Annotated in this window: 18 protein-coding genes; 12 read left to right on the top strand and 6 right to left on the bottom strand. The window is 54.8% G+C overall.

What is annotated here, in order from left to right; genetic code table 11:
• Positions 1 to 97: 97 nt before the first annotated feature.
• On the top strand, positions 98 to 565 hold the full coding sequence (locus AAC019_RS12795) for an NADAR family protein (protein ID WP_339899365.1): 468 nt from the start codon (positions 98 to 100) through the stop codon (positions 563 to 565).
• A gap of 9 nt (positions 566 to 574) precedes the next feature.
• Here AAC019_RS12795 and AAC019_RS12790 read toward each other — a convergent pair whose 3' ends face one another.
• Positions 575 to 1,192, bottom strand: a complete 618-nt coding sequence (locus AAC019_RS12790; RefSeq protein ID WP_339899364.1) for a TetR family transcriptional regulator — start codon at positions 1,190 to 1,192, stop codon at positions 575 to 577.
• Between the two features lie 251 nt (positions 1,193 to 1,443).
• On the opposite strand from AAC019_RS12790, the gene AAC019_RS12785 reads away from it, so the two are divergent.
• On the top strand, positions 1,444 to 2,520 hold the full coding sequence (locus AAC019_RS12785) for an efflux RND transporter periplasmic adaptor subunit (protein WP_339899363.1): 1,077 nt from the start codon (positions 1,444 to 1,446) through the stop codon (positions 2,518 to 2,520).
• A 9-nt stretch (positions 2,521 to 2,529) separates the two neighbouring features.
• Positions 2,530 to 5,598: an efflux RND transporter permease subunit gene (locus AAC019_RS12780; RefSeq protein WP_339899361.1), complete on the top strand. Its 3,069-nt coding sequence runs from the start codon at positions 2,530 to 2,532 to the stop codon at positions 5,596 to 5,598.
• Positions 5,599 to 5,943: 345 nt separating this feature from the next.
• Here the strand turns inward: AAC019_RS12780 and AAC019_RS12775 are convergent, their stop codons facing one another.
• The 3 genes from AAC019_RS12775 to AAC019_RS12765 form a co-directional block, all read right to left on the bottom strand.
• Positions 5,944 to 6,681, bottom strand: a complete 738-nt coding sequence (locus AAC019_RS12775) for a dienelactone hydrolase family protein (protein ID WP_339899360.1) — start codon at positions 6,679 to 6,681, stop codon at positions 5,944 to 5,946.
• Positions 6,678 to 7,424 carry a DUF1461 domain-containing protein gene (locus AAC019_RS12770; protein ID WP_339899359.1) on the bottom strand — a complete coding sequence of 249 codons (747 nt, stop codon included), beginning with the start codon at positions 7,422 to 7,424 and terminating at the stop codon, positions 6,678 to 6,680. Before AAC019_RS12770 ends, AAC019_RS12775 begins: the two co-directional genes overlap by 4 nt.
• 74 nt (positions 7,425 to 7,498) lie before the next feature.
• Positions 7,499 to 8,794 (bottom strand): MFS transporter, encoded by a 1,296-nt coding sequence (locus tag AAC019_RS12765; RefSeq protein WP_339899358.1) that lies wholly within the window; start codon positions 8,792 to 8,794, stop codon positions 7,499 to 7,501.
• 145 nt (positions 8,795 to 8,939) lie between these two features.
• Here AAC019_RS12765 and AAC019_RS12760 point away from each other — a divergent pair, with 145 nt between their 5' ends.
• Positions 8,940 to 9,818, top strand: a complete 879-nt coding sequence (locus tag AAC019_RS12760) for an ABC transporter substrate-binding protein (protein WP_339899356.1) — start codon at positions 8,940 to 8,942, stop codon at positions 9,816 to 9,818.
• On the opposite strand, the gene dapE is transcribed toward AAC019_RS12760, so the two are convergent.
• Positions 9,815 to 10,957: a succinyl-diaminopimelate desuccinylase gene (gene dapE, locus AAC019_RS12755; RefSeq protein ID WP_339899355.1), complete on the bottom strand. Its 1,143-nt coding sequence runs from the start codon at positions 10,955 to 10,957 to the stop codon at positions 9,815 to 9,817. The two genes, AAC019_RS12760 and dapE, sit on opposite strands and share 4 nt — an antisense overlap.
• A gap of 156 nt (positions 10,958 to 11,113) precedes the next feature.
• Between dapE and lepA the strand changes: the two genes are divergently transcribed.
• The 6 genes from lepA (at position 11,114) to recO (ending at position 16,545) form a co-directional block, all read left to right on the top strand.
• The gene (gene lepA / locus AAC019_RS12750) at positions 11,114 to 12,916 is read left to right on the top strand and encodes a translation elongation factor 4 (RefSeq protein WP_339899354.1); all 1,803 of its coding nucleotides are present in this window, start codon (positions 11,114 to 11,116) and stop codon (positions 12,914 to 12,916) included.
• 17 nt (positions 12,917 to 12,933) lie between these two features.
• Complete coding sequence (gene lepB, locus AAC019_RS12745; RefSeq protein WP_339899352.1) at positions 12,934 to 13,791, top strand: signal peptidase I; 858 nt, start codon at positions 12,934 to 12,936, stop codon at positions 13,789 to 13,791.
• 65 nt (positions 13,792 to 13,856) lie between these two features.
• Complete coding sequence (locus AAC019_RS12740; RefSeq protein WP_339899350.1) at positions 13,857 to 14,261, top strand: DUF4845 domain-containing protein; 405 nt, start codon at positions 13,857 to 13,859, stop codon at positions 14,259 to 14,261.
• Between the two features lies 1 nt (position 14,262).
• On the top strand, positions 14,263 to 14,940 hold the full coding sequence (gene rnc / locus AAC019_RS12735) for a ribonuclease III (protein WP_339899348.1): 678 nt from the start codon (positions 14,263 to 14,265) through the stop codon (positions 14,938 to 14,940).
• Between the two features lie 2 nt (positions 14,941 to 14,942).
• Complete coding sequence (era, locus tag AAC019_RS12730) at positions 14,943 to 15,845, top strand: GTPase Era (protein WP_339899346.1); 903 nt, start codon at positions 14,943 to 14,945, stop codon at positions 15,843 to 15,845.
• A 4-nt stretch (positions 15,846 to 15,849) separates the two neighbouring features.
• Positions 15,850 to 16,545, top strand: coding sequence for a DNA repair protein RecO (recO, locus tag AAC019_RS12725; protein WP_339899344.1), 696 nt, complete (start codon positions 15,850 to 15,852; stop codon positions 16,543 to 16,545).
• 15 nt (positions 16,546 to 16,560) lie between these two features.
• Here the strand turns inward: recO and AAC019_RS12720 are convergent, their stop codons facing one another.
• Positions 16,561 to 19,323, bottom strand: a complete 2,763-nt coding sequence (locus tag AAC019_RS12720) for a response regulator (protein WP_339899343.1) — start codon at positions 19,321 to 19,323, stop codon at positions 16,561 to 16,563.
• 167 nt (positions 19,324 to 19,490) lie between these two features.
• On the opposite strand from AAC019_RS12720, the gene cysM reads away from it, so the two are divergent.
• A complete protein-coding gene (cysM, locus tag AAC019_RS12715; RefSeq protein ID WP_339899342.1) occupies positions 19,491 to 20,390 on the top strand; it encodes a cysteine synthase CysM in 900 nt (299 codons plus the stop codon).
• On the top strand, positions 20,387 to 20,663 hold a 277-nt coding region (locus AAC019_RS12710; protein ID WP_339899340.1), incomplete at its 3' end, for a TRAM domain-containing protein. The genes cysM and AAC019_RS12710, both read left to right, overlap by 4 nt.

Genomic DNA, 20,663 nt, shown 5'->3' with positions numbered 1-20,663 from the left:
TAGCTTCTAACAAAGCAATAAATTCGCACCTTTCGGTCGCCGGACACTCGTTTCTCGCGCCGTTTATTGCGGCCGTAATCAACCAAACGGAGATGCCGTGTTTTTTACCCAAAGCGCCGAAGAGGCTCACTGCATTAATATGAAAGACCCCGACGAGCTGTTGGGGCGGGTATCTTTGCGTTCCTTTGAGCTTGAGGGTGTTGTCTGGCCTACGGCTGAGCACTATGTGCTGGCGATGCGGTTTGTGGGTGAGGCTGACCGCGAGGCGATTCGGCAGGCGCCAACATTGGCGCGGGCGCGCAAGCTTGCTGGTGGATGGTTTAAGAAAAAACGAGCCGGCTGGAAAGCCGAGCAGCCGGTACTAATGACGCGCGCGCTTTATACCCAGTGCTTAACCTACCCGGAGATGGCGCAAGCGTTGCTGGCGACCGGTGAGCAACGCTTGCTGGAGGATAGTCAGTTTGATTATTACTGGGGGATTGGTCGCGACCGTCGCGGTGAAAATCACTATGGGCGGGTGTTGATGAATATCCGCGATAAGCTGAGCCAACAGGCGGCGGAATAAATAAAAACGTCAATCACTGATAACGGCGTCGAGCCAAATATTCAGTAACTCGTCGCCGTCTTTTAGCAGGTCGACATCCTGGTTGTAGGGTTCCAGGTGCAGCTGCATTAAGCCTTTTAAGTAAGCCCAAAAGCTGGTGGCCAGTGCCTCGGGTCGGCTGTTGAGTGGCACTTTTCCCGCTGCCTGCAGGGCGATAAACGCTTTTTTAAAGCCGTCGCGCATCTGTTGGTGGCGCTCGGCCAAAAAGCTTTGTAACTCGCTGTCGTTTTCCAGTCGCTCCACGCCAAGTAAAATCATACGCAATGCCTGCATCAAGGCGGCGTTGTTTAGCGCCGCCCCCAGCTCGGATTTAATCAGCTGTTTAAACTCGTCGGCGTTGCCGCTAACGTTGCTGAGCATCTGGATAATTTGACTGTGTGGCACAGCGGCATCGCGCTCCCACAGGGCCATAATGACCGCGTCTTTGTTGGCAAAGTGCCAGTACAGGGCGCCCCGGGTAACCCCCGCGTGGCTGGCAATATGATTTAGGGTGGTGTGGTTAACCCCCTTGGTTTGAAATAGCCAGGCCGCCGCATCCAGCAGCTCATTTAAGGTTTTTTGTGCCTCGGCTTTGGTTTTTCTGGCCACAGTCGGTTTTGCCTTTTGGTTGAGTTTGTGCGCAGCCACACTCGCCGCCGCATCAATTGTGTAAATTTACGTGCTATACATTGTGTTGTCATCGGCTTTTTGTATAATACAAACATACATGAATGTATGTAAGTGGCTTTGCTGTATTTAACCCTTAATGCTGAGCGCTGCGGATGGATAAGCCGTATGAGCGGCTTGGTTAAAGGCGCCTTTGAGCCACAGCCCGATACCCTCAACCCTTGGGAAGCCCAATGAAAGCGATGTCTGTATTGCTGTTAGGTGCCGTGTTGGCACTTAGCGCTTGTGAAAAAGCACCTGCCGAGCAGCCTGAGTCCGAGCCTGTGCGCCCGGCTAAAATCATACAGGCCCATTCGGCCCGCCTTAACGCCTTGCGCAGTTTTCCGGGGGTGACCGAGGCAACACGGCACTCGGAGCTGTCGTTTCGGGTTGGCGGGCAACTCGAGTCGCTACCCGCTAAGCCGGGCATGAAGTTTGAAACCGGCGAGGTGTTGGCTCAGCTGGATCGGGCCGTATACCGCAATAATCTGGCGGACCGGCAAGCCAGGTACGATTTGGCAAAATCTCAGTACGACAAAATCAGCTCGCTGCTCGCGCAAAACTACACCAGTGATTCGGCGGTGGATGAAGCGGAGGCCAACTTGCGTGCCACTAAGGCGGCGTTGGATGATGCGCGCGATAATTTAACCTATACCACGCTCAAAGCGCCCTTTAATGGGGTTATCGCCCACGTGGGGGTAGAGAACCATCAAACCGTCGCCGCCAACCAGGTGATTTTAGAGCTGCAAAGCGTGGATACCCTGGATGTGCGCTACAGTGTGCCCGAGAGTTTGCTGGGGCAAATAAAGCCAACTGTCGACCCTAAGGATATTTGCGCTCAGGTCAGTTTTAATGCCTACCCCAATCGCAGCTACCAAGCGTGCTTTAAAGAGTACGAAACCAAGCCCGACCCTGTAACCCGCTCGTACAGCGTGGTTCATACAATGGCGCGCAATCAGGATTTTCCGGCACTGCCGGGAATGGCTGTAACGGTCCGTTTGGATCTTAGCCAGTTTCTTGTCGGGGATAATATAACCGGTGTGCTGGTGCCGATTGAGGCGGTGTTTGAAGTGGACGGGCAGGCCTATGTATGGCGTGTCGACAGTGAGCAGCAGGTGCATAAAGTGGCGGTGAACGTAGGGCAGGTACAGGGCGATTATCTGTACTTACTGGAGGGCCTTAACGCCGGCGACTCTGTGGTTGCGGCAGGGGTTAGCTATTTGCACGAGGGCGATAAAGTGCGCGCGCTGGTGAAAGAGCGTGGAATTTAGGGGGCCGCTATGCAACTGACAGAATATACGCTGGCCAACCGTACCGTAGCCTGGATGGTTGTGGCGTTGCTCGCGTTGGGCGGCGTGTTTGCCTTTAACGGCCTGGGCCGGTTAGAGGACCCGCAATTTACCATTAAGCAGGCGATCATCGTTACTCAGTACCCAGGTGCAAGCTCGCAGGAGGTCGAAGAGGAGGTCACTCTTCCCATCGAAAACGCTTTGCAGCAATTGCCCTATGTGGATCACATCGTTTCGACCACGACAGCGGGTATGTCGCAGGTTGAGGTAGAGATGAAAAGCATCTACCGCAAAGATGATTTAGCGCAAATCTGGGACGAGATGCGGCGCAAGGTAAACGATATGTCGGGCATGCTGCCGCCCGGCGCCAGTGCCCCCATCATTAACGATGACTTTGCCGATGTGTACGGCATGTTCTTTGCCGTTACCGGCGATGGCTACAGCTTTGACGAGCTGGGGGATTACACCGATTATCTGCGCCGTGAGCTGGTGTTGATCGACGGTGTTGGTAAAGTGGTGGTGGGCGGGCGCCGCACCGAGCAAGTGTATATTGAGGTTGATCGCGCCAAGCTCGCCGCCTCGGGTTTTTCGGTCGATACCATCAGCCAGTTACTGCAGGGGCAAAACCTCGTCTCGGATGCCGGCCACATTAACGTCGGGCGCGAGTACCTGCGCATTAGCTCGGTGCTGCATGGCGGCGATGGGCTGCAAGCGCTTAAATCATTGTTGCTGGGTAATGCCAATGGCCAGTTGGTGTACCTCACCGATGTCGCCACCATCAGTAAAGGCTATCAAGAGCCACCCTCCCACCTATACCGTTTTAATGGCCGTCAGGCGCTTACTTTGGGAGTGTCGTTTGGCTCCGGGGTAAATGTGGTCGAGGTGGGCTCGGCCATTAAAGCGCGCTTGCAGGAGCTGGAATACGCGCAACCGGTGGGTATGGAGATTAGCTCTATTTACGATCAGCCAGGGCAGGTGGATGCCTCGGTCAACAGCTTTTTGTGGGGGCTGTTGCAGGCCGTTGTTATTGTCGTGTTGGTGCTAATGTTCACCATGGGGCTTAAGCCCGGCATTATTATGAGCGCGACTTTGCTGCTGACCATTGCCGGCACCTTTATTGTGATGAACATCTTTGGTATTGAGCTGCACCGCATTTCTCTCGGTGCACTCATTATTGCCTTGGGTATGCTGGTGGATAACGCCATTGTGGTTACCGAAGGCATTATGATTAATGTGCGCCAGGGGATGCGCAAAGCCGAGGCCGCCATTCGTATTGTCTCGCACACGCGCTGGCCGCTGCTGGGCGCGACCGTTATTGCCATCACCGCGTTTGCGCCTATTGGGTTATCCCCCGATGCCAGCGGCGAATTTACCGGTAGCCTATTTTGGGTGCTGTTGATTTCACTGTTTTTTAGTTGGGTACTGGCGGTAACGCTGACGCCGTTCTTTTGCTTTTTGCTGTTAGGTAAACGCGGCGGCGAAGCAACCGTAACCGACGACAAGAACAACCCGGTGGCGGACGACCCATACAAGGGCGCGGTCTACCGTTGGTATCGCAAGCTGCTGCATTTTTGTTTGCACTTTCGTGCGCTCACCATGGTGCTGATGGTGGCGCTGTTGGTCTCGGCGGTGCTGGCGTTTTCTCAGGTTAACCGGGCGTTTTTTCCCGATAGCTCGCTGCCCATGTTTATGGTGGATTACTGGTTGCCCGAGGGCAGTTCCATTCGCGCCACCGAGGCGGACGTGAAAAAGCTCGAAGCCGATGTGCTTGCCATCGATGGCGTTAAACAAATGACCGCCACCATTGGGCGCGGCGCCGAGCGCTTTATGCTGACCTACGCCCCGGAAAAAAGTTATCCGAGCTACGCCCAGTTGCTGATTGAAACTGAAACCTTTGCCCAGGTAGACGGTGCCGTTAGCAAGGTAGAGGCGCTGTTAAAAGAGCAGTACCCGCAGGCGTTTACCCGCATCAAACGCTCGTCGGTGGGCCCCTCGACCGCCGCCAAGATTGAGGCGCGCCTGAGTGGGCCCGACCCGGCGGTACTGCGCCAGTTGGGCGATCAGATGATCAAACTGTTTAGCGATAACCCTAACGCCACTAACATTCGGCAAAACTGGCGCGAGCGCACCAAAGTTTTACGGCCCGTGTTTGATGCCGCCGCCGCGCAAAGGTTGGGTATTGCTCAGGCCAATTTAGATCAAGCCATTAAAATGAACGTCGAGGGCGTAAGCATCGGGGTATTCCGTCAGGGCGCCGACTTATTGCCCATTATTATTCGCCCGCCCGCCGACGAACGTCACGGTGTTGATCAGCTAGATCGCGTACAGGTGTACAGCCCGGTGAGCCAGGGGTATGTCAACGTCGGTCAGTTTGTCCGCTCGGTTGAGCTCGACTGGGAAAACCCATTAATTATGCGCCGCGACAAAAAGCGCACGCTGGCCGTATTAGCTGACCCGGTCGCCAGCAGCAACCCGTTTGAGTTGCACGCACAATTGCGCGGCCCCGCCGAGTCTATGGAGTTACCTCTTGGTTACGGGCTGGAGTGGGGCGGCGAGTTTGAGGCGCAAGAAAAAGCCAACAAAGCCGTGTTCGCCTTTGTCCCCCTGGGGGTGTTGGTGATGATCATCGTCAACATCGTTATGTTTAACTCCATCCGGCAAACTCTGGTCATTTGGCTTACTGTGCCGCTGGCTATTGTCGGTGTCGCCTGGGGCTTGTTAGTCGCGGGTGCGCCTTTTAGCTTTACCGCATTATTAGCGGTGCTGAGTTTGGTGGGCATGCAAATTAAAAACGGTATTGTGCTGGTCGAAGAAATAAAGCGCCTCAACGACGAAGAGCAAGTGCCCTGGGCCGAGGCCATTTCTCTCGCCGCCGTAAGCCGTTTGCGGCCAGTGAGTATGGCGGCACTGACAACCATTTTAGGTATGATTCCACTATTGGGGGATGTGTTCTTTAAACCCATGGCGGTAACCATTATGGCCGGCTTGGGCTTTGCCACTATCCTGACCTTAATTGTCGTGCCGGTGTTGTTTGCGTTGTTTTATCGGGTTAGGGAGTAGGGGGCGTGGTGTCGGTGGTGTTGGTGCCTTCGTAGTTTGTAGGGTGCCATACTAGCGACACTTTCGTGCCGGTCTAGAGCCAGTGCCCAGCGGCTTTGTTGACTGCGATTACATGGTGCCGCTAACGCGGACTTCAGTTTATAAGCCCGACTCGCCGGGTGGGCTATCTCGTCATGCCGGCCTTGAGCCGGCATCCAGTGACGTTTTAGCTACGAAGTGTTTCGGTGCTTTACGACTGTATTGGTTGGTTACTGTCTTGTCTGCTCGCAATCGCCGGGCGGGCTATAAAAAGCCCGCGGCATCGACATCCGTTCGTAAACAATATGCTCGCCAGAATCTAAATCCCTACCGCAATGTCCTACGAAACAACCCCACTGCCATTTGATAACAGCTAAGCGCTAGCTCTGGGTCAAACCGGTCGCCTTCATCGCGCATAAAGGCGTGTTGGCCGTTGACTTCGTGCCAGGTAAAGTTGCAGCCGGTGTTGCGCAGCGCTTGGTTGATTTCGGCGCGGCCTTGATCGGGTACGTGTGGATCTTGGCGGCCCCAGATCATCATAAGCTCGCCGGTTACATCCGCCGCGCGGGTTAGGGTTTGATCTGTGTCAGAGGTCGGTAATGTATTCGAGTGTAAGTCGGTGGCGTAGAGGCAGCAGGCGGATTTAATACTTGGGTTAAGCGCGGCCCGGAATGCTAAGTGGCCGCCAATGCAGACTCCCATGGTACCGACATCGCCGGTGGTGTAGGGAGCGTTATTAATAAAATCGATCATGGCCTGGGTGTCGCTGTCGTGATCGGGCAGGGGCTTGGCAAACTTATCGGCGTTGCCTTTGTCTTTGCCGGCGTCGTCGTAGCCGAGTACGGTGCCGATGGGGTTTAACTCGTGAAATACTTCAGGCACTAGCACGACAAAACCGTGGCCGGCCATAATCGCCGCCGAGCGGGCGATGGGCGCGGTTTGTTGAAATATCTCGGAGTAAAAAATAATAGCGGGGAATTTACCGTCGGCTTGGGGGCGGTGTACGTAAGTACGCATCACGCCGGTGGGTGTAGGTATGTCGATAGTTTCTTGTTGAATAATCATGTTAGGTCCTTGTGGGTGGCGCTAAGGTGCGGGCGAGGCCAGAGCCGCGTGATTATAAGTAATGAGGCGCCCCACAGCAGTAGCCACAGCGCTAGTAGTAAGGCGGCGATAAACCCAAATAAGTCGGGGGCTTTCATTAGGGTGGTCATTAGGGAATCTTGGTAGTAAAAAAACCAGGGGTGCTCGGGCGGGAATACCCAGGTGTGCAAATAGTAAAAAACTTTCTTGGGGCCAACGATAAACACTACCGCGACAATGGCCGCGATACTACCGCAGACACTGGCAACGACTTTTTTAGGCTGGGGTAAGGGGCTGCGCTGGCGGCCTAATAGAAAACCGCCTAGCAACATAGCAACTAACGACGCATAGCCCAGCGCATAAACGCCATCAATGAGATGGGCAACGTCGGTTAGATGAAGTACTTCATCGCGGCGCAGTAGCGTTTGGGTGTCGCCATTGGATGGGGTAAACGTGATTGTCGCCAGTTTATCGGGGGCGTGATGGATGGCAGCGTTAATCTGGCCAAAAAGCTCAAGGTGTTGCTGCTTGGTGGTATCGGCAAAGTGATCGCGGTAGCGATTTTCGGGGCCGTACTGGGCGATATGCTGGTTTATGTCCAGCGCCTGGTAGGCTTGAGGGTAAGCAAAGTCTATTTGCGCCAGGAGTATCCAGGCGATAAAGCCACAACTAAGCCAGTGGCCCAGTAAAAACACCGGCCAGAGTATGCGCGATAGCGTCCTCACGAGATAAGTCCCTGATTAAACGTTTGTCCGCATGATAGCAGCAGTCTCTAACCGGTAGTAGTGCGCCATAGCGGTTAGCCGAGCTGGTCTACTGTTGCACGCGGGTAAGAGAATGCCACCAAAATACTGGCAGCCACGGCGCCAATGGCGCAACTGCCAAACAGGTCGCGCACCGTAATACCCGCATCGATTAAAGCGCCAAATAATACCGGTGAGATGGCGGTAGAGAGCACCATAAACGCCGTCATTAACGAGCGCAGCGAGCCTAATTTGCCCGTGCCGTAAACCTCGGCCCAAAGTGATCCGGTAATAGGGCCCACCACACCAATGCTGGAGCCTAAAAGAATCATAAATACCGGTGCTACCCACTGACCCTCGCACAGTGCGAGCACCGCCAAGGCGGCAATTAATGACAGGTGCATCACGGGTAACAGGCGCCGGGCACTGAACAAATCGACCAGCACACCCGCCAATAGCGAGGCAAGCCAGTGGGCCACGCCGTACATAATGAAGCAGCTTGCCAGCCACAGAGGGTCCCAGCTCTTGGCGCTTAAAATAAAGCCTTGCTGAATAAACACACCGGTCACAATAAAGGGCGCGGCCAGCACGGCCGGCAACGCCAGCCAAAAGCGGTAATCGCCCAGCATATAGCGCCGGCCTTTACTGCTGGCGTGGTGCGTATTGGCTTGTTGTATCGGCGGGGTGTTGGTGTCTTGCGGCGCGCGGCGTAAAAAGAACAGAATAAGCGGTAAGTAAAGCAGCGGCACCGAGGCGGCAAATACCAGCCAGCTACCGCGCCAGCCCACGGCGGCAATGAGGGCAACGGCTAACAGTGGCAAAATAACCTCGCCGACCGGCACACCGCTGGCCGATAGGCTTAAAGCTTTACCGCGATCGGCATCAAAATAGCGTGCCATGGTGGTTTGCGCGGTGTGGGGCAGTAACCCCTGGCCGCACAAGCGCAGCAAGTAAAACCCCAGCAGCAGGGTTAGGGCGTGATAACTGGCGACCATCACCAGGCAGGCCAGCATCAAGCCGGCACCCACGGCGGCGGCAAAGCGTTGCAGTGGCCAGCGGTCAATATAGCCGCCCACGGTCATGATGGTGATGGCGCTGGCAAGGGTGCCCGCCGAGTATAAGCTGCCGTACACCGCCGCGCTAAGGCCGAGGGACTCTTGAATATGAGCGCCGTACCAGCTGACAAAAAACGATTGGCCAAAATTGCCCCAAAAAATGCTGACAAAACCAAAACATAACAGCGGCCAGCTGCGGCGAATAAAATCCAGATAAAGCGTCAAAGAAAAGCCTTGTAAGCGAAGCGAGTTAACAACAGCGTGGATAAAGCCGCTATTGTACCGCAGTTTGGCCAAAGGCTTCTCGGTAACGGTGGTGAAGCCCCGGCAATAGTGAAGGATTCGGTTTATACTCAATAAAAGCCAATTCTTTAGCCGGTTAGTGAATGTGTTTAGGTGGGTAAAAAATAACGGCGACAGCAAGACTGTACAGCGGGGCCGCGTGCGCCTTACATGGCCCTTGATGGGCAGCTTTGTGGTGTGGATGTGTGCCCTGTGCGGTACGGCGACAGCCAGTTGCGACAGCACCTGCGGGCGGGGCGGCTCGGGCGAGTGCGCGGAGATTACCGCACCTATTTATCATGCCGAAGAGCCCACCGATGACGCCTACTACTTTACCCGTTTGTTAAGGCTTGCCCTCGATTTGACCGCCGATGAGTATGGCGGCTACTGCTTAAAGCCGCCCGCGGTGTACTTTTCGGATGATCGCTTAAAAGCCAGCTTACAGCAGGGGCAGGTTGATGTAATTTGGCTGGTAACTGACAAAGCCAGCGAGCGGGAAATGCACGCTATTCATGTGCCTTTGTTGGGCGAGCTTAACCACTACCGGATGCTGCTGATTCGTCGCGGTGATGAAAGCAAGTTTGCCGCTGTCCAAACCCTGGAGGATTTGCAAGGGTTAACCGGAGGTATGAACGCTCAGTGGGTGGATGCCAATATTATGGCTGAAAATGGGCTGCCCTATGTGGCGGTCACCGGTTACGACAAGTTGTTTCGGATGCTGGCGGCCGGGCGGTTTGACTACTTCTCTCGCGGGATACATCAAATCACCTCAGAGTTGTATTTTTACCCCGAGCTGGACCTGGCCATTGAGCCGCATATATTGCTCAAGTACCCAAGTTATACCTACTTTTTTGTGCGCCGCGATGATCAGCCGCTGGCCGAGCGACTGGCTCTGGGCCTGGCGCGAGCGCAGCAAACAGGTCAGTTTGCCGCGCTGTATCAGTCGATTCCGCGCTTTCAGTGGGCCGAGCAACAGCTTAATAGTGAGCAGCGCAAGGTCATTGAACTTGAGCGCGATTGGGCAGAAGCCACCCCTTAGCCCAATAAATACTCCAAACTTTTGCAGTAGATGGTGGTAAGAGTGTCCAGGTCGTCGGCGCTGATGCATTCATCCACTTTATGGATAGTGGCGTTTATCGGCCCCAGCTCAATCACCTGAGCGCCAGTGGGCGCAATAAACCGGCCGTCTGAGGTGCCGCCGCTGGTAGACAGCTCCGGCGTGCGGCCGGTGGTGTCGGCTACCGCGTTTACCACGGCATCAACCAAACTGCCCCGCTCGGTTAAAAAGGGAAGGCCGCTTAGCTTCCAGGTTAAATCGTATTGCAGGCCGTGACGATCCAAAATCGCCTCGGTGCGGCTGCGCAGCTCCGCGTCGGTTAGCTCGGTCGAAAAGCGAAAGTTAAACACCACATGAGCCTCTCCCGGAATGACATTGGTGGCGCCGGTGCCGGCGTTTAGGTTGGACACCTGAAAGCTCGTGGCGGGAAAAAACTCGTTGCCACTGTCCCAGTGAGTGCTGGCAAGCTCGGCCAGGGCCGGGGCAAAGCTGTGGATGGGGTTTTCGGCCAGGTGCGGGTAGGCCACGTGGCCCTGAGTGCCTTTTACCGTTAGCTCGGCCCCCAGAGAGCCGCGCCGGCCATTTTTGATCACGTCGCCTACCAAAGTGGTGCTGGAGGGCTCGCCGACAATGCACCAGTCGATACTTTGATCGTGCTCTTGCAGCCACTCGATGACCTTAACGGTGCCGTTGGCGGCGGGGCCTTCTTCATCGCTGGTGATTAAAAAGCCGATGCGGCCGTTGTGATCCGGGTGCTCGCTAACAAAGCGCTCGCAGGCAACCACCATGGCCGCCAGTGAGCCTTTCATGTCGGCGGCACCGCGCCCGAGGATTATGCCGTCGCGCACGACTGGCTCAAACGGCGGGTGCTGCCAGTGCTGTTCGGGGCCGGTGGGGACCACGTCGGTATGGCCGGCAAACACCACAATCGGCCCGCTGCTGCCACGTACCGCCCAAAAGTTGTCCACCTCACCAAAGCGTAAATGCTCTACCTGAAACCCGATGCGCTCCAGGCGCTCGATCATCAGGGCCTGGCAGCCGGCGTCTTCGGGGGTAACAGAGCGGCGGGCGATCAAATCGCAGGCGAGTTGCACGGTGGCGGAGTGGGGCGTCTGGCTCATGGGGCGTCTCGGTTAATTGGCAAAGCGGCGATTCTAGCAAAATTGCGGTGCGAAAGCGCGCCGCGGCGCGTAGCACGGCAGGGGTAAATAAGCTACACTTGCCGCCTTTACGGGCACGAGCCCGGACATGTTCAACTCAAGGTGTGCCTCAAATTCGTGACTGACCTAAGCCATATTCGCAATTTTTCGATCATTGCCCATATCGACCACGGCAAATCCACCATCGCCGACCGTTTTATTCAGATGTGCGGGGGCCTCACCGAGCGTGAGATGAACCAGCAGGTGCTGGACTCGATGGATATTGAGCGTGAGCGGGGCATTACCATTAAAGCGCAGAGCGTAACCCTGAGCTTTACCTCGGCCCGCGACGGTAAGACCTACCAGCTTAACTTTATCGATACTCCTGGGCATGTGGATTTCTCGTACGAGGTGTCTCGCTCGCTGTCGGCCTGCGAGGGCGCGCTGCTGGTGGTAGACGCCGCTCAGGGCGTAGAGGCGCAATCGGTGGCCAACTGTTACACCGCCATCGAGCAAGGGCTGGAGGTGATTCCGGTACTTAACAAGATGGATTTGCCCCAGGCCGAGCCCGACCGGGTCGCGCAAGAAATTGAAGATGTGATCGGTATCGATGCCACCGAGGCCGTGCGCTGTAGCGCCAAATCGGGCCTTGGCATGGAGGATGTGCTGGAGGAGCTGGTGCGCCTGGTGCCGCCGCCGGTGGGTGATGTGGATGCCCCTTTGCAGGCGCTGATTATCGACTCCTGGTTTGATAACTACATGGGCGTTGTGTCGCTCGTGCGTGTGACTCAGGGCACCCTTAAAGTTAAAGACAAAATTGTTACCAAATCTATTGGCAAGTCCCACGTGGTCGATAGCGTCGGGGTGTTTAACCCTAAGCTTACTAAGCTTAAAGAGCTAAAAGCTGGCGAAGTGGGTTTTATTGTTGCCGGTATTAAAGAGATTCAGGGTGCGCCGGTGGGCGACACCATTATCAGTAGTAATCACCCGGATACAGCGGCGCTGCCTGGGTTTCAAAAGATTAAGCCCCAAGTGTACGCGGGTATGTTTCCGGTCAGCTCGGATGACTTTGAAAACTTCCGCGACGCCCTGCAAAAGTTAACCCTCAATGATGCGTCGTTATTCTTTGAACCCGAAAGCTCCGATGCGCTGGGCTTTGGGTTTCGCTGTGGTTTTCTCGGCATGCTGCACATGGAGATTATCCAGGAGAGGCTAGAGCGCGAATACGACCTGGACCTGATTACCAGTGCGCCGACGGTAGTCTACGAGGTGGTAAAGAGCAATGGCGATATTGTCTACGTGGATAACCCCTCGTCATTGCCCGATATCGGCGTTATCGAGGAGATGCGCGAGCCCATTGTCGAGGCGAACATCTTAGTGCCGCAAGAACACTTGGGCTCGGTGATCACTCTGTGCTCCGAAAAGCGCGGCATCCAGCGCGATATGCACTACATGGGTAAACAGGTATCGGTAAAGTACGACCTGCCCATGAACGAGGTTGTACTGGACTTTTTTGATCGCCTGAAATCAGTGAGCCGCGGTTTTGCCTCACTCGATTACAGTTTTACCCGCTTCCAGCAAGCCAACCTGGTGCGCTTAGATGTTTTGATTAATGGTGACCGGGTAGACGCGCTGGCATTGATTGTTCACCGCGATCACGCGCAAAGCATGGGGCGTAACCTGACCGAGAAAATGAAAGAGCTGATCCCGCGGCAGATGTTTGATGTTGCCATTCAGGCGGCGATTGGCGGCCATGTGATTGCCCGTACCACCGTTAAAGCTTTGCGTAAAAATGTGACGGCTAAATGTTACGGCGGCGATGCCTCGCGTAAGAAAAAGCTGCTGCAAAAACAAAAAGAAGGTAAAAAACGCATGAAGCAAGTGGGCAATGTTGAGATACCACAATCGGCGTTTTTGGCCGTGTTACAAGTTGATAATTAAGCAGGGCCTACCGTCTTATGGGTAATATAAACCTTCCTTTGATTTTAACGCTGGGTGTATTTTTTACCGGCGTTGTCTGGCTGTATGACATTATCTTTTTGGCCCGTGCCCGGCGCGAAAAAGTAGCGGCGGTTAACGCCCAGTTTAAACGCGATGATAACAGCGCTGCGGCACCCGCCGACGCCACCTATCAGCAGGCCATTGGCCAGGCGAGCCGTGAGCCTGTATTGGTGGAGTACAGTAAATCCTTCTTCCCGGTATTGCTGTTGGTGTTTGTGGTGCGCTCGTTTTTGGTCGAGCCGTTTCAGATCCCCTCAAGCTCTATGGAGCCGACGCTGGATATTGGCGATTTTATTCTGGTCAACAAGTACACCTACGGCATCCGGCTGCCGGTCATCAATAAAGAGGTGATTCCGGTCAATAAGCCCGAGCGGGGCGATGTTATGGTGTTTTTTCCGCCGCACCTGCCAGATACTTACTATATTAAACGGGTTATAGGGCTGCCGGGCGACAAAGTAGAATATGTTAACCACAAACTGACGATTAATGGTGAACCTATTTCTGAGCAGCTGCAGGCCGTACTGCCCGCCGGGCAGCCGCAGTTTCGTTTGACAGAGGAAACCATTGGCGAGCACGAGTTTACCGCGCGCAAGTATTTGCGCCCTGGGCGTTACAGTGTGCGCGGTGCATGGACCGTCCCCCAGGGTCACTATTTTATGATGGGTGATAATCGCGATAACAGCTTTGACAGTCGCGGTTGGGATGACCCCTTTGTACCCGAAGAGAATATCGTAGGCAAAGCCGTTGTGGTGTGGATGCACTGGGAGAGCTTGCTCAGCCTGCCGAGCTTTGACCGGGTGGGTAAGATCGATTAACCCGGGCCGGGTTTGAAATTGATTATGGTGTTGTAATAGCAAAGCGCATTGCGCAGGGGAATGTTATGCGAGCAAAACTAAAACAATCGGGTCTTTCGGCGATATCACTGCTGTTGGTGTTGGTGATCGGCGCATTTTTAATGCTGTTCGCCTTTAAGGTGGTGCCGGTTTACGCCGAGAATTACTACATCACCACCGGCCTAAAAACGTTGGCAGAGGATAACCCTGATCTCGCTAAAATGAGCACCACTCAAATCAAAAGCGCGATGAACCGTTATTACTCTATTAACAATGTGCGCAGCGAAGGCGCCAAGCAGATTGACGTTATTCGCAACGCGCGCAATGTGCTGGTGGTGAATGAGTACGAATCTCGCGTCCCGCTTATCCACAACATAGATTTAGTATTGAGCTTTAAAAACGTGCTCGATAGCGATCGCCCGGACGAATGCTGTAAGGCTGCGGAATATTAGTGTGAACGATATTTTATTTGAGCGCCTGCAAAGCCGAATAGGTTACCGGTTTGAGCAAGCCGAACGCTTGCGTTTGGCGTTAAGTCACCGCAGTGTCGGTGCTCACAACAATGAACGGCTCGAGTTTTTGGGCGACTCTATTTTAAACTTTATCGTCGGTGAGGCTTTGTTTACTAAGTTTGCCGACGCTCGCGAAGGGCAGTTAAGCCGCTTGCGCGCGCAGATGGTTAAAGGTGAAACCCTGGCCGAGATCGCCCGTGAATTTGATATTGGCCCCTGTTTGTTGTTGGGGGAGGGCGAAATGAAAAGCGGCGGGCACCGGCGCGACTCGATTCTGGCCGATGCCGTCGAGGCTATTATTGGTGCTATTTACAGTGAGGCGGGTATGGCAACTTGCCGCGAGCGGGTGCTGGCGTGGTATCAGCAGCGGCTTGACTCGCTAAGCTTAGATACCCCGGCCAAAGATGCCAAAACGCGCCTGCAGGAATACATGCAAAGTCGTCAGCAGCCGCTGCCCGATTACCGCGTAGCCGAGGTCGAAGGCGAGGCCCACGCGCAGGTTTTTACCGTCGAGTGTCATGTCTCACTGTTGGATACCCCGGAGCGCGCGCGAGCCAGTAGTCGCCGGGTTGCGGAAAAGAAATCTGCCGCACAGGCATTAAAGCGTCTTGGAGTTTAACCATGAGTGATCAACCCGTAACGCGCTGTGGCTATGTCGCCATTGTCGGGCGGCCCAACGTGGGTAAATCAACTCTGTTGAACCATATGCTGGGGCAAAAGGTCAGTATTACCTCCCGCAAGCCGCAAACCACCCGCAATAACGTCACCGGCATTAAAACCGACGGCGCCGATCAGGTGATATTTGTCGATACCCCCGGGCTGCACAAACACGAGCCCCGCGCCATAAACCGCTATATGAACCGCGCTGCCGGCGCCGCCATGAAAGACGTTGATTTAGTCTTATTTGTGGTGGATCGGTTGGTGTGGAACGAAGAGGACGAAATGGTGGCGCAGCAGCTTGAGCACTCCAGCTCGCCCATTATTTTGGTAGTGAATAAAGTCGATTTACTAGAAGACAAAAACCAGCTGCTGCCACATTTGCAGGAGTTATCTAGCCGCTTAGGGGTGGCCGAGATTATTCCGCTGTCGGCGTTGCGTGGCGCTAACCTCGATCGGTTAGAGAGCATCATCCTCAACTATATCCCCGAGGGGATGCACATGTTTGACGATGATCAGTTTACTGACCGCTCGGCGCGCTTTATGGTATCCGAGATTGTCCGTGAAAAAATTACCCGCCAGCTCGGCGATGAGCTGCCCCACCAGATGGCGGTAGAGATCGAAGAGTACAAACAGCGCGGCCCCGTGTTGCATATAGGGGCGGTTATTTTGGTCGAGCGCGAGGGGCAAAAGCGCATTTTGATTGGCAATAAAGGCGACCGAATTAAGCAGATCGGGCAGCAGGCGCGGCTTGATATGGAAAAACTGCTGGATACTAAAGTGATGCTTAACCTTTGGGTTAAAGTTAAATCCGGCTGGTCCGATGATTCTCGTGCGCTGCGCAGCTTAGGGTACGACGACCTATAACCCCATGCAGCGCGTCGAGTTACAACCCGCTTTTGTTGTACACGCCAGACCCTACCGGGACACCAGTTTTTTGGTGGACTTTTTTACCCCCGACTATGGCCGACTGTGCGCCGTAGCCCGGGGTGTTAGGCGGGGCAAAAACAGTCAGCGCCCGCTGCTGAATCCGTTTATTCCACTGTTAATCTCCTTCCAGGGTAAAGGCTCATTGCAGCTGTTGTTGTCTATCGAGAGTACCGGTTACGGCCTGCCGCTTACGGGTAGCCGGCTGTTTTCTGGCTTATACCTTAACGAGTTGCTGCGTCGGGTGCTGTCCGAGTGGGACAGCTGTCCGAGCTTGTTTGAGCGCTATACCGAAGCGCTGCATGCGCTCGCGGGCGATCAGGATGTGGAGCTGGTGCTGCGGCGCTTTGAAAAACAGCTGCTGCAGGAGTTGGGTTACGCCATTGATTGGCACTGCGAGGCACATAGCGGTAAGGCGTTAGCGGCTGATGTCTGGTATCGCCTCGAGCCGCAGGAAGGTTTTATTGCGGCTGTGCCGGATGAGCGCGACCGTTATTACTTTGGCGCCCACCTTATCGCCATTGCCGAAGATACCTATGAGTCGCCAGAGACTAAGCGCGCGGCAAAACACATAAGCCGAACTCTGCTGCACCCGCTGTTGGGCGATCAACCACTTCAGTCGCGTCAGCTTTTTCTTTAACCGCACCATACCGGTTTACGTCGGGGTGCTAAAGCCAAAAAGTTGATCGATCGGCTGGTTTTGCCCCCAGATAAGTAAGTGATCAATGGCGTTGTTCAGGCACGTCATCGTGGGCGCTAAATCGTTGGTTTGTTCGGCGCTTAAGGCTTTGTCGAGTAGCCCGGTAATGCTGCGCAGGTGTGGCACACCGGTATAACAGCAGCTGCCGTAAAGCTTGTGAACGAGCTCTTGTAGTTGTGGGTAATCCTCTGCCTCGTAAGCCTGGTTAATAGCGCTTTGCTCGGTCTTGAGGCCATCGATAAGCATCACTAACATATCCCGGGCCAGGTCGGCTTTGTGATTGGCCAGCGCCAGGCACTGAGAAATGTTAACCGGGCTGCCCGGGTCTTCGGGCTCACTGGTATCGATTGCGGGCAGGGGGGCTTGCCGTTGCTGGTTGACCACAAGCCCTGTCCAGCGATTTAACATTTGTGCCAGTTGCGCCTCGGTTACTGGTTTGCGAATACAGTCGTCAAGCCCGGCGATTAATAAGTCGGTTTTATGCTCGGTAAGGGAGTGGGCGGTTAGGGCTACCACGGGGGTGCGCTTGGGGTGCGAGGCTTCTTGCTGACGAATTTTTTGTGTGGTTTCCATGCCATCCATGCCGGGCATTTGAATGTCCATAAAAACTAAATCAAAGTCGCCCGGGTTAAAAAGCTCGATAGCTTGCTCGCCACTACTGGCCTGGGTGATGGCGACGTTTAGGTCTTTTAACAGCTCGCTGGTGAGCTGTAGGTTAGCGGCGTTGTCGTCTACCAGTAGCACATGTTGCTGCGGCCCGCTGGTGAGCTCGGGTTTAGGTTCGCTTTCATCCAACTCAAGGCCAAAACAGTGGCTGATGGCGGCGAGCGTGTGGTCGTAGGTGATCGGCTTGATAACAAATTCTATGGCGTTACCGTTGCTGTGTTGGCGGAATACTTCCATGTGGCTGTTGGTACAGCAAACGATGACCTTGCAGGAAAACTCCAGCTCAAGTTGTTCGGCGATGTTGCCCAACAGTGTCGGTGGTATCTTGCGCTCATCGGGTGGTACATCAACCAGCATTAAATCGCAGGGGCGCCCGGCCAAAACTTCTTTGCGCAGCCGCGGAAAAATATCGTAAATGGATTCAATCCAAAGGGTTTGCGCCTGCCAGCATTCAACCAGACTTTCGAGCTGGCGATAAGCCAGCTGGCTTTCGCTGCAAATCAGTATACGTTTGTTTTTTAGTCGGTTTTGTTCGGGGGCGGCATAGTTAGGGTCGACCCCAAGTTTGGCGGTAAACCAAAAAGTGGCGCCTTCGTTGGGGCAGCTGTCCACGCCCACTTCACCCTGCATACGGTCAACCAGGCCTTTACATATGGCCAGACCCAGGCCGGTACCACCGTGTTCGCGGCTGCTGGAAGTGTCGGCCTGAGCAAATGCCGAAAATAACTGCGACTGCTGCTCTTTGCTAAGGCCAATACCTTCGTCTTTTACGGCGACTTTAATAGTGACCTGGTTTTCGACAAAATGCAGCAAACTGCACTCGATACTGATGGTGCCACGCTGGCTAAATTTAATGGCGTTGCTCAGTAAGTTAGAGAGCACCTGGCCAAAACGCAGAGGATCACCCATCAGTTGCGGCGGAATATTGTTGTCAATAATAGTGACAACCTGCAGGTTTTTTTCTTGCGCTTCAAACGCCAGGGTGTCCACGGTGCTTTCAGTGAGGTTGCGCAGCATCATGGGGGCGTAATCGAGCATCAGCTTGCCCGACTCGATTTTGGAAAAATCCAGAATGTCGTTGATGATGGCCATCAGACTGTGAGCCGAGTCGTGAATCGTCTGTACATAGTTGCGTTGACGGCTGTCGAGCTCGGTTTTTAGCGCAAGATTGGTAAACCCGATAATGCCGTTTAGAGGGGTGCGAATTTCATGACTGGTGTTGGCGAGAAACTCCGACTTTATTTGGCTGGCGGCAAGGGCGTCTTTGCGAGCCATATCGAGCTCAATATTTTGCACCTCAATGGTCTCGAGCGTTTCACGCAAATCCTCCATCGACTGATCAATATGCAGCTGCATATCTTGTTGCGCATGCTCCTGGGTGTCGGCCATGGCGTTTACGGCCGTGGCCAGACGCTGAAACTCGTTGGCAAAGCTGCCTTTCACCCGGGCATCTAATTGCCCTTTGCTCAGCTGATCGATCACCTGCCCAATACTGGCCAACGGCTGGATAATATTGCCGTGTAGTTTTATCGCCATATAGGCTGCCAGTGCTAGGCAGGCGGTGGTAGCCAGCACCACGATAAGCAGCATTTGATAGACTGTTATCCAGTAGGCCGACAGCACCAGCTCGATATCCAACCAGCCGAGATTTTGTTGCTTATTGAGATCGACCACCGGCGCGCGAAAGCGGTAACCGAATTCGGTGCGGGTAATGCTGTTGCTGCTGGTGTCTATCTCTTGCTGGTTTTCAAACCGGGGGCCACTGTGGATGTGGTGGTTGCGGCGCGAGTCATAGATATGTACGGCGCGTACCATAGGCTCTTCAATGGTCGCCTGTACCAAACTTTGCAACAGTTGCGGCTCGTTATTACTTAAGGCTACGTGCACCAGGTGGGCGGTTTTCTCGGTTAATAGTAAGCCGCGCTGCTCGACAAAGCTGTTGAGTTTAGAGATATACAGCAGTGTCAAAGTGGCCGCCAGCAGCACAGTGATACTGATGGCAGGGAGTAGGATAAGTCGCCAGACTTCAGTTTTTACGCTGCTTGGTTTCATGGGCCCGGGTATCGCTTTGTTTGTGTGAGCTGACAGGTCGTGGGCTTTGCCGTTATTTTAGCCTTTTGCGCCTGTTTCCCGCGTTTCATTTGCCGAGTAGAATAGACGGCTTTTGTACGGTGCTGCAAGCGTGGTGCCTGTGTGTTTAATTTGGCAGTGAGGTAAGCATGGATTTCCCAACTATTGACGCGTACGTGGGCAACACCCCAATGGTACGGGTGCAGCGTTTGTTGGGCGAGAGCAGCAACACCTTGCTGTTAAAGCTTGAGGGCAATAACCCGGCGGGCTCGGTTAAAGACCGGCCGGCTTTGGCAATGATCGAAAACGCCGAGGCCCGCGGTGATATTGCCCCGGGTGATCGCTTGATCGAAGCGACCAGTGGCAACACCGGGATCGCGCTTGCCATGGTGGCCGCCATAAAAGGTTACCCGCTGACGTTAATCATGCCCGATAACAGTACCGCCGAGCGCAAAGCCTCGATGGCCGCCTATGGCGCCCGCCTTATTTTAGTCAGCAAAACGCAAGGCATGGAGGGCGCGCGCGATCTCGCGCTAAAGATGCAGGCTGACGGCGAGGGTAAAGTGCTCGACCAGTTTGGCAACTTGGATAACCCCGATGCGCACTATCGCACGACCGGTCCGGAGATTTGGCAGCAAAGCCATGGCCGTATTACCCATTTTGTCAGCTCTATGGGCACCACTGGTACCATTATGGGCTGCTCGCGCTATTTAAAAGAGCAAAACCCCGAGGTGGAAATTATTGGCTTGCAGCCGGAAGATGGCGCCAGCATACCCGGTATCCGCCGCTGGCCCGAGGCGTACTTACCCGCTATTTACGATGCGAATCGTGTCGACCGCATCGTGAGTATGAGCCAGAGTCGGGCCGAGCAGGTGATGCGCGCGCTGGCGCGGGAGGAGGGCATATTTTGTGGTGTTTCTTCGGGAGGTGCGGTTGCGGCGGCCCTAGAGTTGTCGCAGAGCGTCGAGAACGCTGTCATTGTGGCCATTATTTGTGATCGGGGGGATCGCTATTTATCCTCCGGGTTGTTCGATACGGCGGCACTATGAGTCGCCGGCCTCCGCCGCGCGGGCGCTCGCAAGCACAATCCCAGCGCAATCGCTCCCGGCGCAATAAGCCCCATCGCCCTGCACCCGTTGGCCCGCCACTAACGCTCGATATTACTGCCCTGGGGCATGACGGCCGTGGCGTTAGCAAGCATGAGGGCAAAGTTGTCTTTGTCGCGGGCGCCTTACCGGGTGAGCGGGTAGAGGCCAGAGTGGTTCAGGAGTCCAGCTGCTTTAGTGAGGCGCAGCTGGTTGCGGTTATAACGCCCAGCGAGC

Source organism: uncultured Gilvimarinus sp. (genome assembly GCF_963975215.1).
Classification (GTDB): domain Bacteria; phylum Pseudomonadota; class Gammaproteobacteria; order Pseudomonadales; family Cellvibrionaceae; genus Gilvimarinus.
The sequence above is the reverse complement of the archived record's forward strand: the minus strand, read 5'-3'. Positions and strand labels throughout refer to the sequence as shown.